Here is a 13936-nt window from a genome sequence, read left to right as displayed (position 1 = left end):
GATGGCGGGTTATCCACAACAGTTTTCTGTGGCACATAGGCGGGACAGCGCCGCCGGAACGGATCGTTAAGAAACGGCCAATGCACCGTACCGCATTGTTTCTAAAAGCGTATTCCCATTTGCACGGCTGTCAAAAGCCTCAGCTGACCGGGTTAAGTCGCTCTGAAAGCGCCACATTCACCGCCCGCGCAATGATCCGCTCCTCATCCGTCGGAATAACCATCACCCGCGTCGGCCCGGACCCGATCTCCCGATCATTCCGAAGGTTGGCCTGGGGTTCAATCCCAATCCCCAAATACTCCAACCCTTCCACAATCCGCGCCCGGATAACGGAAGCATTCTCCCCAATCCCGCCGCAAAAAACCAGCGCATCAATCCCGCCCAGCACGGCGGTCAAAGCCCCAATCTCCCGCCGCGCCCGGAACACGTAATAATCAATCGCCTCCCCCGCTTCCCGAGCGTCCGAAGCCAGCAAGGTCCGCATGTCACTCGTCAGCCCTGACAGGCCCAAAAGCCCGCTCTCCCGGTACAGCATCGCCAGAACATCGCTCGGCGCCATCCCCCGCTGCTCGATCAGATACAGCACCACACCCGGGTCAATCTGCCCGCACCGCGTCCCCATCGGCAGCCCGTCCAAGGCCGAGAAACCCATGGTCGACCCCACGCTTTTGCCCTCCCGAACCGCACACATCGACGCGCCGTTCCCAAGGTGGGCAATCACCATTTTTCTCTTGTGCAGCCCCGGATCCTCGGCCGCGATCACGCCGGTGATGTAGTCGTAACTCAGCCCGTGAAACCCATAGCGCCGCACCCCCTCGTGATAGAAATTCCGGGGCAGCGCAAAGGTGTCGTTGACCCACGGGTGGCCCCGGTGAAAGGCCGTGTCGAAACACCCCACCTGCACCGCGTCCGGAAAGGCAGCGCGGGCCGCCGTCACCCCCGCCAGGTTGTGGGGCTGGTGAAGTGGCGCGAGGGGTGAGAACTCGGCGAGCGCGGTCAGGACATCGGGGGTCAGAACCATCGGCTCGGCGAAGCGCGGCCCCCCGTGCACGATGCGGTGCCCGATGCCGGAGATGGTCAGCCCCGACAGATGCGGACGCAGCGCTGTGATGACCTGGGCCAGCGCGCTTTCGTGGGTTGGCGCGTCAATGGTCCTCGTGGATTTCTCGATCACCAGCTGAGCCTTTTGACCCAGCCCATCCACCTGCCCTGTCAGCAGCATCTCGGGTTCGGCGGCGTCGCGGTAGAGGCCGAATTTCAGCGAGGACGAGCCGGTGTTCAGCGTCAGGATCGCGCCGCTCATCGTGTCACCGACCCGCTGAACAGCGACGCGATCGCGGCGGAGGCGACGCGGGTGCGGCGGTCGTCGGCGCGGCTGGTGAGGATGATGGGAACCTGTGCGCCCAGCACGATCCCCGCGGCCTCGGCCCCTGCCAGATACATCAGCTGCTTGGCGATCATGTTCCCGGCTTCGAGGTCCGGGGCGACCAGAATATCGGCCTGACCCGCGACCGGAGAGGTGATGCCCTTGCTCGCCACGGCGCGCATGGAGATCGCATTGTCGAAGGCCAGCGGGCCGTCCAGAATGCCGCCCTTGATCTGGCCCCGGTCGGCCATCTTGCAGAGGGCACCGGCCTCGACCGTGGACTGCATCCGGGGGGTGATGGTTTCGACGGCCGAGAGCAGCGCGACCTTGGGCGCGTCGATCCCGATGGCGTGGGCGAGGTCGATGGCGTTCTGGACGATGTCGGCCTTGGTCTGAAGATCGGGCGCGATGTTGATCGCGGCGTCAGTGATCAGGAGCGGCTTGGGGTAGGTGGGCACGTCCATCACGTAGACATGGCTCATCCGCCGTTCGCTGCGCAGGCCGGTGGCCTTGGACACGACGGCGGACATGATCTCGTCGGTATGCAGCGCGCCTTTCATCAGGGCCTGCGCGCGGCCCTCGCGGACGAGGGCGACGGCGCGTTCGGCGGAGGCGTGGCTGTGCGCTGTGTCGATGATATCGAGGCCCGACAGGTCGAGTCCTTCGGCCTCGGCGACGGCGCGGATCCGGGCCTGTGGTCCTACAAGAAGAGGGTGGATCAGACCCTGGGAAAACGTGTCTAACGCCGCGGTTAGAGACGTTGCATCGCAGGGATGCACGACGGCGGTGGGCAGGGCAGGGTGCTGGCGCGCGGCGTCAAGCAAACGGTCATGGTTCGCGCCGCGCCGGTGCATCACCAGATCGGGCATGACGACGCGGGGGCGCCTGATCTTTTCCGTGGGGGCCAGCACAACCGCCTGCCCGGTGATCACAGGCTTACCGTCGCCGTTGGTACACACGCAGTCAAGCGTGAGACGCTTTTTTTCCGCATGCTTTTCCGTCACCGTCACCCGAACGGTCACCGTGTCGCCAATGCCCACCGGTTTGAGAAATTTTAGGCTCTGATCCAGGTAAATCGTGCCGGGGCCGGGCAGTTGCGTGCCCAGCACATTCGAGATCAGGGCACCGCCCCACATGCCGTGGGCGATGACCTTGTGAAACACCTCTGCATTTGCGAATTCCGCGTCCACATGGGCCGGGTTCACGTCGCCTGAGACGACGGCGAAGGCGTCGATGTCCTGTGCTGTGAGCGTGCGCACCAATTCGGCGCTGTCGCCCACCGAAATGTCATCAAAGGGGCGGTTTTCGATGTATCCCATGCTGGGGCTGATGTCAGACGACATGGTGTCCTCCGTCGATATAGGCGGTGTTTCCGGTGACGGAGCGCGCGAAGTCCGACACGAGGCAGGCGGCCATGGCGCCAACCTCGTCTATGGTGGTCAGCTGGTGCAGCGGCGCGCGGGTTTTGGCGTCGTCGATCAGCGCGTCAAAATGGTCGATACCGGAGGCGGCGCGGGTTTGCAGCGGACCGGGGGACATGGCGTTCACGCGGATGTTCTTTGGCCCCAATTCGACGGCGAGGTAGCGGGTTGTCGCCTCGAGCGCGGCCTTGACCGGGCCCATGATGTTGTAATTGTCGATGACCCGTTCGGCGCCGTGATAGGACACGGTGAGGATGGTGCCGCCGTCGGTCATCATCGGTTCGGCCCGCCGGGCGAGCCGGATCAGGGAATGGACCGACACGTCCATCGCGATCCCGAACCCCTGTTTCGAACAATCCACAACCCGGCCATGCAGATCGTCGCGCGGGCAGAAGGCGATGGAGTGGATCAGAAAATCAAGCCGCCCCCAGCGCGCCCGCATCGCGTCGAACACCGCGTCGATCTGGGCGTCGTCGGTGACGTCGAGCGGCATGAAAATATCCGCTTCGACCGCGTCGGCGACGGGTGCCACGAACTTGCGGGATTTTTCCGTCTGGTAGGTCAGTGCGAGATCGGCACCGGAGGCATGAAAGGCGCGGGCACAGCCCGCAGCGATGGAGTGGTCATTGGCCACGCCGACGACGAGCCCCTTCTTTCCAACAAGGAACTCTGATTTGGGCAACATATCCTACTCCATTTTGACATAGGTTCCCGGCGCGTCCTCCAGCGTGCCGCTCATTTTTGGGGGTGCGATCCTGTCGCCCGAATGTGTGGCCAGCCACGCGGTCCAGGCGGGCCACCAGCTGCCCTGCTGCATCTGGGCCACCTGCATCCAGTCCTCGGGCGTGAGCGTGTTTTCATCGTCCCGGATGGTGTGCAGGCGGTAGTGGCGGCGGTTGTGGCCGGGTTTGGAAATGACCCCGGCATTGTGGCCGCCATTGGTCAGCGCAAAGGTCACGTCGGCATGGCCCAGATCGTGGATCTTGAACACCGATTTCCAGGGCGCGATGTGGTCGGTTTCGGTGCCCACGCCAAAGATCGGAACGCGAATGTCGCGCAGGGACACGGCCCGTCCGTCCACATGATATCGTCCGGCGGCAAGGTCATTGTTCAGGAACATCTGGCGCAGGTATTCGGAGTGCATCCGCGCGGGCATGCGCGTGCTGTCGGCGTTCCACGACATGAGGTCATTCATCTCTGCCTCGCCCTCGCCCATGAGGTAGCGGCGGATCATTCGGGACCAGATCAGGTCGTTGGAGCGCAGCATCTGGAAGGCGCTCATCATCTGGTTGGCTTCGAGGCAGCCTTGTTCTGCCATAACGTCTTCGAGCACGGAAACCTGGCTTTCGTTGATGAACAGCGTGAGTTCGCCCGCTTCTGTAAAGTCTGTCTGGGCGGCGAGGAGCGTGAGGCTGGCCAGTCGCTTGTCATCGTCGCGGGCCATCTGTGCCGCCGCAATCGACATGAGTGTGCCGCCGAGGCAGTAGCCGGTGGCGTGGACCCGGTCCGCGCCGGTGGTTTTGCAGATGTGATCAAGTGCCGTCATCGGCCCCTGTTCGAGGTAGTCCATCATGCCCAGATGCGCGTCGGTGGCGTCGGGATTGCGCCATGAGATCGCAAAGACCGTAAAGCCCTGTTCCGTCAGGTAGCGGATCATCGAATTGTCGGGGCTGAGGTCCAGGATGTAATATTTCATGATCCAGGCAGGCACCATCAGGATTGGTTCCCGATGTACCGTGTCGGTCGCGGGCGCGTATTGGATCAGCTCCATCAGGTGGGTGCGCAGGACAACTTTGCCCGGTGTGACGGCGACGTCCTTGCCGACCTGCTTGGTCGGTTTCGTCCGGGTGCGATTGAAGGCGTTTTGCGTGTCTGCAAAGGCGTGAAATGCCCCTTCGATCAGGTTTTGCCCGCCGGTTTCGGCGGTGCGCTTGAGCGCTTCGGGGTTGGTGGCGAGGAAGTTGCTGGGCGCCATCGCATCGAGCATCTGGCGGACCGTGAAGGTCATGGCGGCATCGTTGGCGGGCGTTAGGCCGGGGATGTCGGAGGTGGCGGTGTCGCAGAACTCTTCGGTCAGCAGAAAGGCCTGGGCGTAGGCAGCGTAGGGCGGTTTTGTCCAAAGCGGGTCTTTGAACCGGCGATCGGTTTTCTTGGGTTGGGTGGGCCAGTGGTCTGGGTCTGCGGGGCACCCCTTGGCCATGAAGGCGAGCCAGTTGGTCCAGTTTTGTTGGGCCTTGCGGGCCAGATCCAGCTGCTTGTCGGGGGCGGTGGCGAGGTGCGTGGCCCAGTCCGTCCACATGTTAAGTTCGGAGGCGGGGGAGGCGCCCATGGTCATCGACGACAGGATCTTGCGGATCGGATGATCGTCGCGGGCGCTGCCGGGTTCGGGGTCGTGTTCCAAGTCCTTCATCATGCGCCTCCGGCTGCTTGTCCTCGTCGCAGGTAGGGATGGGGGTCGTGCATCACAAGCGTACGACTGCCGATGCGTTCGGCGGAAAGTTGCCATCGCGCTGCGGGCGTGGGTTTTGGGGGCGGTGTCGGTACTTCGGGAACGCTGGTTTTGGAAAAGTTGTGCGCGTTTCTAGGGAAAAGTTCTGGGGGGTGAGGTCGAAATCAGTCTCTACACAGCGGTTTGGTTATTTCTGTTAGAAATATGGTTAGGTTTGTTAGATCGTTAAGCTTGTGGGAAGGTTCAGTGAATTCAGGGGTTTGGGTTTGCGTGGCGTTCCTGATGTACCGAAGATGCGTTCCTGTTGTACCGAAGATCTGTTCTTGATGTACCGAATGGGTTGTTCCTGATGTACCGAGGGAATGTTCCCGAAGTACCGAGTCACCAGATCGGATTCGCCTCGATGTACTTTTTGGCGAATGCGCGGAAGGCGGCGTTGGGGTTTTTGACCGGTTCGTCCTTTTTCGACGCCCAATCCTGCCAGGCGGAGAGGATGTACTGGATGTCGTATTCGGGGTTGGCGTGCTTGACCTCCGTGAGGACCGAATGGGCGACATCGAGGTTCACCGCTATCGGTACATCGGGAACATTTTGGTCGTCGAATTTGGGTTGGAAGCGGACAAGCGCCTGCTTGCCCTTGGTCTTGAACGGGGTGGAGACGGTGGAGGGGTCCACGATCTGCACGTGGTAGTCGGGGATGGTTCCGGCCTCGCAAATCTCGTTGATGCGGAACTTGAATTTGCGTTCGGTGTCGATGGAGCCGCATTTTTCCGCGAGTCGCTTGATGCCGATATACCATTCGGGCTGGCGGCCCACGTGTTTGCGGGCAAGTTCATACAGCCGGCGTTCCAACCCTTTGGAGAGGCGGAAATAATCGCGGTTGATGGTCAGCACGCGCCGGTCCTTGACGATGGCGTTGAACATCCAGCGGTTCATGGTGACCTCGACCGCGCCCATCACCTTTTGCCCGCGGCGGTTGGTGCGTTCGATGACGCGCCAGTCTTCGATCCAGCCGAACCCGCGGCGTTCGCGTTCGTCGCCTGCAGTGATGTTGGTGAGGATGTTGGTCGAGCGGAGGCGGTCAAGTGCGTCGAGGAACAGCTCGTAGGCGCGCTTGCCGGAGCTGCGGCCGGTGACTTTCAGGAAGTCGTAGGCCGAGAAGGTGATCGTGCGGTCCTGGATGGTGCTGGAGGCGTCGGCGTCGAAGCGGCCGTTTTCGATGCGTTCGTTCACCAGCGAGGTGAGGTAGATCAGGATGTCCTTGTCCCAGATGGTCGCGATGCCCTTGTGGCCCGGCTGGATCTCGATCTTGACGGTGCCGTCATCGAAGATGAAGGGCGTCATGCGGGGGCGTTTCTGGAGGGAGAAGAACGGAAATTCCATCAGCGCACGCTCGTCCTTGACAGGCGCGTCGGCGAGCTGATCGAGGAAGAGGTCCACTTGTTTGTCTGTCACGTCTGTTCCCGATGTACCGAATCTGATGTGTTCCCGTTATACCGAGTTTTCTGTTCCCGATGTACCGATATTTTCAACATGTTGTTGTGTCGGTGTTTTTCGGCACAAGACGCAAGATAGTGGTTGTGTCTGGCGGTGCGGGCGAGGGTCCGGTTTGAGCCCATTTGGCCGAGTTCTGCACCGCCGCGAATGGCTGCTACATATATGTCTTCGGGAACGTCCTTGAGGACGCCGTGAAACTAGAAAAATATCTAAGATTCCGAAATGTGTCGGCTAGGTTTCCAGCCTTGGCCCAAGTTATAGTTATCATAGAAACCAAAAATCTGCTTGGTAGCGCCGTCGTAGACGCACCCACAATATGAGCAACGCTTCGGCCTCCCGACAGCGTCTCTATGCTCCTTGGGAAGTTTCTCAAGCATACCTTCGCTCATATCGCTTTGACGACCGACGGTTCCACCCGAACAATCTCCAGCAGGGCAGACTTTATTCATGCTTCGCCGTCCTGATATTCCATGCCTACAAACGTGTTTCCTTTGTGTTGATAGACGTGCATTTGCACTTCGGCAGGGCAGTTTTCACAGGTGAAATGAATAGTTAGACCGTGACGGCGACTGCTCGGATTGCCCGCTAGATCGCGGTTGGTCTGAACATTATCACCTTCAATGACGACGTGCGTTCCCTCGTTCTCATCCTCACCCCGATTGAAAACTTCAGTGCGCCCTTGGTGGAGGTAAAACCCGTCACAAGCAGGGCAATGCAGTGTGGTTTCTCCGAACGACGACACCATATCGCTTAATCTCGCGGCCTTCTTTGCCATATTCTACCTTCATACGTGTTGTTTCTAATTCATCTTAGTGCAGCCGATAATGGCTACACGTCACCACACCCACAAGCGCGTTCCGAACACACCCATTCGCTTCTTGGAATTTTCTAATCCAGACATTGGTGCGTTTGCAGCAAACGGCAGCAAAGTCCCGCAAACCCGACACACAACCGGTCCAGGACCGGCCCGCCGGGAGGGGCGTCTTGTTGGGCCGGCGCTTTGGGCTTGGGTCCGATCCTGACAGTGATCTGAAGGCAGGTGGGCTGCGATCTGGGTCTCCGCCAGGGCGTCTGAACCCGTGCTGTCTTTTGCAACCGCTGGCAGCACTCCGCCTGGGCCGTAAGGTGACGCAGCGGCAAGTTTGAGCGGAACGCGCAGGGAGTTGACGCAGGTCAATTCGCCCCGGTCCCCCATGCCTAGAGTGCGCGCCAGCATGTGCGGTGCCGCGCATGCCCGACAGGCCATTGACGTGGGAAAGATGCAGCGTCCGAAAGCGGGTCATACCATGCTGTTTGCACTGACTGTGCCGCCGCTGCCGCGCGCTGCCCGCACGGGGCGTGGCGGGCGTATCGGTGCCTTGCGATGCAATATGTGTGGGGCAGGGGGCCGCTGAGGATGCGTATTGTAACGGCTTTGGGCGGAACCGCCCTTTTGGGTGCGGAGCGTGATCTGGGTGCGGACGATCAGCGGGCCAATTTGGTCTGTGCCGCCAAGGCGCTGGCCCGGATCGCGTTGGAGCATCAGTTGATCGTCGCCCATGGAGACGGGCCGCAGGCCGGTGTTCTGGCGCTGCAGGCTGAGCACGGCGGGGCCCTTCCGCGGGATGTGCTGGGCGCGCAGACCGAGAGCCTGACGGGCTATATGCTTGAGCAGGAATTGGGCAATTGGCTGCCGTTTGATACGCCGATTGCGACCCTGATCCCCATGATTGAGGTGGATCTGGATGACCCGGCCTTTGACGAGCCGACCTGTTGTGTCGGCCCTGTCCATGACCGGGCGGAGGCGGAGCGCATCGTTGCCCGGACAGGGTGGGAGATGCGCGCCGATGGGGCAGGGTGGCGCCGTGCCGTTGCCGCCCTGCGCCCGCGCCGTATTTTTCAGAAGCGCCCCCTGCAGTGGCTGGTCGAACAGGGCACGCTTGTTATCTGTGCAGGCGGCGGGGGCGTTCCCACCGCCTACAATGATGCGGGCGATCTGGTGGCGGTCGAGGCGGTTGTCGATCGCGATTTTGCCGCCGAGCTTTTGGCGCGGGAGGTCGGCGCCGATATGTTCATTGCCGCCACCGATGTGGGTGCCGTGTTTCTGGACTGGGGCACTGCCGATCAGCGCGCGGTCAGGACGGCGTCGCCCGAGGCGCTGGAACGGCATGGGTTTGCGGCAGGGACCATGGGCATCAAGGTCGCCGCCGCCTGTCAGTTCGTGCGCGCCACAGGCAAGGTGGCGGCCATCGGCGCGGTGTCTGACCTGAGCGCGATGGTGGCGGGGGAGGGGGGCACGGTGATTTCGCCGGACGTGACCGGCATCACCTTTCACGAGGCCGCACCCCTGCACGGCGCGGCGACGGGACAGCAGGTGCGCCATGGTACGTGAGCTGATCCGCTATTCGCAGGTGCTGGAGATTGTCGGCGACACGCTGAAGGTTCGCGTGCCCGAGGGTGCGGACGCGGGCAGCGTGGTGCGCTATGGCGATTTGGCGGTGGTGAAAAGTGTCGATGGGGCGTCTTCGTTGGCGCAAGTCATTCGGATTGCGCGCGATACCGTCACCTTGCAGGTGTTTTCGGGGACCAAGGGGATTTCGACCGGGGCGAGTGCGACGTTTCTGGGTCATCCGATGCAGGTGCCTTATTCCGGCAACATTCTGGGCCGTGTCTTTGACGGGGCAGGGGCGCCGGTGGATGGCGGCCCCGATCTGAGCGGTGAGCCGCGCTATGACATTGGCGGGCCGTCGGTGAACCCGGCCGAGCGGATCGTGCCCAAGCGCATGATCCGCACCGATGTGCCGATGATCGACGTGTTCAATTCGCTGGTCGAAAGCCAGAAGATTCCGATCTTTTCCGTGTCGGGCGAGCCCTATAACCCGTTTCTGGCCCGCATCGGCATTCAGGCGGATGCGGATGTGGTCGTGTTTGGCGGCATGGGCCTGATCTTTGACGACTTCCACACCTTCCGGCAGTCGTTCGAGGATGCGGGGGTGTTTTCGCGCACGGTCATGTTCGTCAATCAGGCGTCCGATCCGCTGGTCGAGCGGTTGCTGGTGCCCGATCTGGCCCTGGCCGTGGCCGAGAAGTTCGCGGTGGAGGAGGGCAAGCGCGTGCTGGTCCTGCTGACCGACATGACCGCCTATGCCGATGCGATGAAGGAGGTTGGCATCAGTCAGGAGCGTGTGCCGTCGCAGCGCGGCTATATGGGCGACCTCTATAGCGAGTTGGCGCGGCGGTATGAGAAGGCGTGTGACTATGCCAAGGGTGGGTCGGTCACCATTCTGGCTGCGACGACCATGCCCGGCAATGATGTCACCCATCCGGTGCCCGACAACACCGGCTACATCACCGAGGGGCAGTTCTATCTGCATTCCGGCGTGATCGACCCGTTTGGCAGCCTGTCCCGCCTGAAACAGAACGTGGTGGGCAAGACCACGCGCGAGGATCACGGCCAGATCATGAACACGATGATCCGGTTTTACTCCGAGGCGCGGGATGCGGCCCAGAAACAGGCGATGGCCTTTGAATTGTCGGACTATGACCGGCAGGTTTTGAAGTTCGGTGACCTGTTCCGGGCGCGGTTCATGGACATCAACGTGTCCATCCCGCTGGAGGAGGCGCTGGATCTGTGCTGGCAGACCTTGGCCGAGTGCTTTGCCCCCGAACAGTTGCTGATGAAGCAGACCCTGATCGACACGTATTTCCCCAAGGGGTCGCATGGCGCGGTTGCAGCTGAATAAATCGTCGCTGGCCCGCGAGGCGGCGCAGTTGCGCAGCTACGAGCGGTTTTTGCCTTCGCTGGATCTGAAGCGCCAGCAGTTGATGGCGGAGCGCGCGAAGGCGGTGGCAGAGGTCGCGGCGTTGCAGGCGGAGGTGGATCGGCTGGCCGCACAGGTGGGCCGCGATGTGCCGATGCTGAGCAATCGCGACATTGATCTGGGCGGGTTGGTGGAGTTGACCGATTACCATCTGGCCGAGGAGAACGTGGTGGGCACCTGCCTGCCGGTCCTTGACCGGATCGAGGTGACGGTGCGCCCCTATTCGCCCATGGTTCTGCCCCATTGGGTCGATCATGTGACGCACCTGTTGCACGACATGCTGACGGCGCGGCTGCGGGTCCAGGTGGCGCGGCAGCGGGTCGAGGTGCTGGATGGGGCCGTGAAGACCGTGACCCAGCGGCTGAACCTGTTTGACAAGGTGCTGATCCCGACCGCCCGCGCCAACATCAAGAAGATCCGTATCTACCTGAGCGACGAGCAGACGAGCGCCGTCACCCGGTCGAAGATCGCCAAGCGCAAGCGGGGGGCGGCATGAGCATCGCGCCCCTGAAAAAGCTGAGCCTTGTCGGGCCTGTGGCGGCGCAGGATGCGGCGCTGACGCGGTTGCAGGATCTGGGCGTGATGCACCTGCTGCCGCTGGCGCCGGTCGAGACGCGGGCGGAGAAGCGGGTGAGCCGGGAGGCGGAGGATGCCTATAAGGCGCTGCGCTTTCTGGCTGTGGTGCCGGGGCCGCGGCGGCAGGTGCGCAGCGATCCCGCGTTCGACGTGCAGGGTTTTGTGGTTGATGTGCTGGCGCTGAAGGACCGGTTGCGCGCGGCGCGGGACCGGCGGGATGCGCTGGCCAATCGGTTGGCGCGTATGGAGCCGTGGGGGGATTTCGAGTTTCCGCCGCTGGAGAGCCTGGCCGGGCAGCGGCTGTGGTTCTGGCAATTGCCGGTGAAGCACCGCGCGGCGCTGCAAATGGTGGACCTGCCGTGGGAGATTGTCGGTCAGGACACGCGGCACCTGTTTGTCGTTGTGCTGAGTCCGGAGGAGCCACCCGTTGATCTGCTGCCCGTGCCGCGTGTGCATCTGGGGTCGAAGCCGGGCCGTGTGCTTGAGGCGGAGCTGGAGACGGCCGAGATCGAGATCGAGACCCTGCTGGGGGAGCGGATGGCGCTGACGCGGTATCTGACCCTGCTGCGCGGCAAGTTGTCGGAGGCGGAGACGTTGGCCGAGCGTGCCTTTGCCGACACGCAGGCCTTGCGCGATCCGGACCTGTTTGCGGTGCAGGGCTGGGTGCCCGAGGCGCGGGTGCCCGAGGTGGAACAGACCTGTGCCGATCTGGGTCTGGCCGTGTTGATCGAGGCGCCGGGGCAGGGGGACACGCCACCCACCTTGCTGGTCCAGCCGGATGACGCCGGTGCGGGTGTGGATCTGGCGACCTTTTACCAGACCCCGCATTATGGGGCCTGGGATCCGACGCGGATGCTGATGCTGTCCTTTGCCCTGTTCTTTGCCATGATCGTGGCGGATGCGGGCTATGGCATCGTTGTGGGGCTGCTTGTGCTGGTATTTTGGCGCCGGTTGGGGGCCACCGCTGCGCTACGCGCGTGGCGGCGGATGGGCCTGTATCTGGCGGCGGCGACGGTGGCCTTTGGTGTGATCGTCGGCAGCTATTTCGGCTTTGGTCCACCCGAGCAGGGCGTGCTGGGCGGCTTTGCATTTCTGGATCTGAACGATTTTGACACGATGATGACCCTGTCGATCCTGATCGGGGTGCTGCACATCTGCTTTGCCAATGCGATGGCCTTTGCCGCGAAGGCGACGCGCAGCCGGTTTGGCAATCTGGGGTGGATCGCGCTGCTGATTGGTGGGGCGACGCTGTGGATCGGCGGGCTTGAGGGGGCGCCCCGCAGCGTGGGCGGGGCGCTGATGGTGCTGGGGGTGCTTCTGGTCATGTGGTTTGCCAGTGACCGGCCTGTCACGCAGCCCACCGACTGGCTTTGGCGCGGATTTGATGCGCTCAAGGGGGCCGCCGGGCTGATGGGTATGTTTGGTGATGTGCTGTCCTATATGCGCCTCTTTGCGCTTGGGCTGGCGTCGGCGTCGCTGGCGATCACGTTCAACGGGCTGGCGGCGGATGTGATGGCGTCGGGGTCTGGCCTTGCCCTGCTGGGCGGACTGCTGATTTTCATCATCGGTCACGTGCTGAACTTTGCCCTCGCCATGATGAGCGGGGTGGTCCACGGCCTGCGGCTTAACTTCATCGAGTTTTACAAATGGGGTCTGCCCGAGGAAGGCGTCGTCTTTCGCGCGTTTGCCCGCAAGGAGGTTCAGGAATGACGGAGTTCGTACTCGCACTGGGGTGGGTGGGCATTTTCGCCCCCATGGCCCTGGGGGCCGTGGCCAGTTCCATCGGGTGTTCGATTGCGGGGCAGGCGAGCATTGGCGCGATGCTTGAGACCGAGGGCGGCTATGGCCGGTTTGTCGGCATCTCGGCCTTTCCGTCGACCTTTGTGATCTATGGCATTGTCATCATGTTCACGCTGAACCGCGAGGTGACGGTGGAGAATGCGGGGGGCCTGTTTGGTGTGGGGCTGCTGGCGGGCATTGCGCTGCTCTACTGCGGGATCTGGCAGGGGCGCGCCTGTGCCGCGGCGATCAATGCGTCGAAGGAAAAGCCCGAGATCTTTGGTCTGGCCCTTGCCCCTGCGGCCATCATCGAGGGGTTTGGCGTCTTTGCCTTTGTCTTTGCCCTGGTGATCAGCGCGGGGATTGCGTGATGGCGGCGGAGCAGGAGACGGCCAAGGGGGTCGATGCGTTGATCGCGCGGCTGCGCCATGACGGCGTTGCAGCCGGGACAGCCGAAGCCGAGCGTTTGGTGGCCGATGCGCAGGCGGAGGCGGCGCGGATTGTGGCCGATGCCGAAGACGCCGCCGACAGGACGCGGGCGGAGGCGAAGCGGGCCGCCGACCGGTATGCACGGGCAGGCGAGGAGGCGTTGAACACGGCGATGCGCGATGCCGTTCTGACCATGAAATCGACCCTAATGGCCCAGTTCGAGCAGGATGTGCAGCGCATGGTCAGTGCCGAGATGTCCGACCCCGAGATGTTGCGCCGGATGGTGCTGGAGCTGGTGGGCCGGGCCGGGCAGGCCGCGTCGGTGGGGGAGGGCGCCAGTGTGATCCTGCCTGCCGAGGTGGTGGGGCCGGAGGCCATCACCGCCAATGCCGATGACATCCAGTCGGGGGCGTTGACCAAATATGTTCTGGGGCTGGCGCAGGAGAAGTTGAAGGCGGGCGTGACGCTCTATGCCGCGAGTGATCTGCATGGCGGTATCCGCGCGCGGGCGGGGGACGATGGTGTGGCGCTGGATCTGTCGGATCAGGCCATTGCCGCGCTGCTGATGCAGCATTTGCAACCGCGCTTTCGCGCCGTGCTGGAAGGGGTGATCAAGTAG

At 62.7% G+C, this 13936-nt stretch carries 12 protein-coding genes; 6 read left to right on the top strand and 6 right to left on the bottom strand.

Going from position 1 to position 13936, the window contains the following annotated elements; all coding sequences use genetic code 11:
• Nucleotides 1-139: 139 nt before the first annotated feature.
• The 6 genes from BWR18_RS19585 to BWR18_RS21830 all read right to left on the bottom strand — a co-directional run bounded on the left by BWR18_RS19585 (nt 140) and on the right by BWR18_RS21830 (nt 7508).
• The gene (locus tag BWR18_RS19585; RefSeq protein ID WP_076630518.1) at nt 140-1303 is read right to left on the bottom strand and encodes an acetate/propionate family kinase; all 1164 of its coding nucleotides are present in this window, start codon (nt 1301-1303) and stop codon (nt 140-142) included.
• Nucleotides 1300-2709: a bifunctional enoyl-CoA hydratase/phosphate acetyltransferase gene (locus BWR18_RS19580; RefSeq protein WP_254685005.1), complete on the bottom strand. Its 1410-nt coding sequence runs from the start codon at nt 2707-2709 to the stop codon at nt 1300-1302. Before BWR18_RS19580 ends, BWR18_RS19585 begins: the two co-directional genes overlap by 4 nt.
• Nucleotides 2699-3472: an enoyl-ACP reductase FabI gene (gene fabI, locus BWR18_RS19575; RefSeq protein WP_076630516.1), complete on the bottom strand. Its 774-nt coding sequence runs from the start codon at nt 3470-3472 to the stop codon at nt 2699-2701. The genes BWR18_RS19580 and fabI overlap by 11 nt, the downstream gene beginning before the upstream one ends.
• Nucleotides 3473-3475: 3 nt before the next feature.
• Nucleotides 3476-5200 (bottom strand): PHA/PHB synthase family protein, encoded by a 1725-nt coding sequence (locus BWR18_RS19570; protein WP_254685004.1) that lies wholly within the window; start codon nt 5198-5200, stop codon nt 3476-3478.
• A 417-nt stretch (nt 5201-5617) separates the two neighbouring features.
• Nucleotides 5618-6691, bottom strand: a complete 1074-nt coding sequence (locus BWR18_RS19565; protein ID WP_076630513.1) for a replication initiator protein A — start codon at nt 6689-6691, stop codon at nt 5618-5620.
• A 487-nt stretch (nt 6692-7178) separates the two neighbouring features.
• Complete coding sequence (locus tag BWR18_RS21830) at nt 7179-7508, bottom strand: hypothetical protein (protein ID WP_157598946.1); 330 nt, start codon at nt 7506-7508, stop codon at nt 7179-7181.
• Nucleotides 7509-8129: 621 nt separating this feature from the next.
• Between BWR18_RS21830 and BWR18_RS19555 the strand changes: the two genes are divergently transcribed.
• From BWR18_RS19555 to BWR18_RS19530, 6 genes are read left to right on the top strand one after another with little or no spacing between them, the layout of a single operon-like run.
• A complete protein-coding gene (locus tag BWR18_RS19555; protein ID WP_076630510.1) occupies nt 8130-9104 on the top strand; it encodes a carbamate kinase in 975 nt (324 codons plus the stop codon).
• The gene (locus BWR18_RS19550; RefSeq protein WP_076630508.1) at nt 9094-10455 is read left to right on the top strand and encodes a V-type ATP synthase subunit B; all 1362 of its coding nucleotides are present in this window, start codon (nt 9094-9096) and stop codon (nt 10453-10455) included. The genes BWR18_RS19555 and BWR18_RS19550 overlap by 11 nt, the downstream gene beginning before the upstream one ends.
• The gene (locus BWR18_RS19545; RefSeq protein ID WP_076630506.1) at nt 10433-11029 is read left to right on the top strand and encodes a V-type ATP synthase subunit D; all 597 of its coding nucleotides are present in this window, start codon (nt 10433-10435) and stop codon (nt 11027-11029) included. Before BWR18_RS19550 ends, BWR18_RS19545 begins: the two co-directional genes overlap by 23 nt.
• A complete protein-coding gene (locus BWR18_RS19540) occupies nt 11026-12819 on the top strand; it encodes a V-type ATP synthase subunit I (RefSeq protein WP_076630504.1) in 1794 nt (597 codons plus the stop codon). Before BWR18_RS19545 ends, BWR18_RS19540 begins: the two co-directional genes overlap by 4 nt.
• Nucleotides 12816-13259, top strand: a complete 444-nt coding sequence (locus BWR18_RS19535) for an ATP synthase subunit C (RefSeq protein WP_076630502.1) — start codon at nt 12816-12818, stop codon at nt 13257-13259. Before BWR18_RS19540 ends, BWR18_RS19535 begins: the two co-directional genes overlap by 4 nt.
• Nucleotides 13259-13936 carry a hypothetical protein gene (locus BWR18_RS19530; protein WP_076630501.1) on the top strand — a complete coding sequence of 226 codons (678 nt, stop codon included), beginning with the start codon at nt 13259-13261 and terminating at the stop codon, nt 13934-13936. Before BWR18_RS19535 ends, BWR18_RS19530 begins: the two co-directional genes overlap by 1 nt.

Source organism: Tateyamaria omphalii, assembly GCF_001969365.1.
Taxonomy (GTDB): domain Bacteria; phylum Pseudomonadota; class Alphaproteobacteria; order Rhodobacterales; family Rhodobacteraceae; genus Tateyamaria; species Tateyamaria omphalii_A.
The sequence above is the reverse complement of the archived record's forward strand: the minus strand, read 5'-3'. Positions and strand labels throughout refer to the sequence as shown.

Coding starts and splice junctions, on each gene's coding strand:
- BWR18_RS19585 (WP_076630518.1), bottom strand. CDS start 1,303: ATGAGCGGCGCGATCCTGACGCTGAACACCGGCTCGTCCTCGCTGAAA.
- BWR18_RS19580 (WP_254685005.1), bottom strand. CDS start 2,709: ATGTCGTCTGACATCAGCCCCAGCATGGGATACATCGAAAACCGCCCC.
- fabI (WP_076630516.1), bottom strand. CDS start 3,472: ATGTTGCCCAAATCAGAGTTCCTTGTTGGAAAGAAGGGGCTCGTCGTC.
- BWR18_RS19570 (WP_254685004.1), bottom strand. CDS start 5,200: ATGATGAAGGACTTGGAACACGACCCCGAACCCGGCAGCGCCCGCGAC.
- BWR18_RS21830 (WP_157598946.1), bottom strand. CDS start 7,508: ATGGCAAAGAAGGCCGCGAGATTAAGCGATATGGTGTCGTCGTTCGGA.
- BWR18_RS19555 (WP_076630510.1), top strand. CDS start 8,130: ATGCGTATTGTAACGGCTTTGGGCGGAACCGCCCTTTTGGGTGCGGAG.
- BWR18_RS19550 (WP_076630508.1), top strand. CDS start 9,094: ATGGTACGTGAGCTGATCCGCTATTCGCAGGTGCTGGAGATTGTCGGC.
- BWR18_RS19545 (WP_076630506.1), top strand. CDS start 10,433: ATGGCGCGGTTGCAGCTGAATAAATCGTCGCTGGCCCGCGAGGCGGCG.
- BWR18_RS19540 (WP_076630504.1), top strand. CDS start 11,026: ATGAGCATCGCGCCCCTGAAAAAGCTGAGCCTTGTCGGGCCTGTGGCG.
- BWR18_RS19535 (WP_076630502.1), top strand. CDS start 12,816: ATGACGGAGTTCGTACTCGCACTGGGGTGGGTGGGCATTTTCGCCCCC.
- BWR18_RS19530 (WP_076630501.1), top strand. CDS start 13,259: ATGGCGGCGGAGCAGGAGACGGCCAAGGGGGTCGATGCGTTGATCGCG.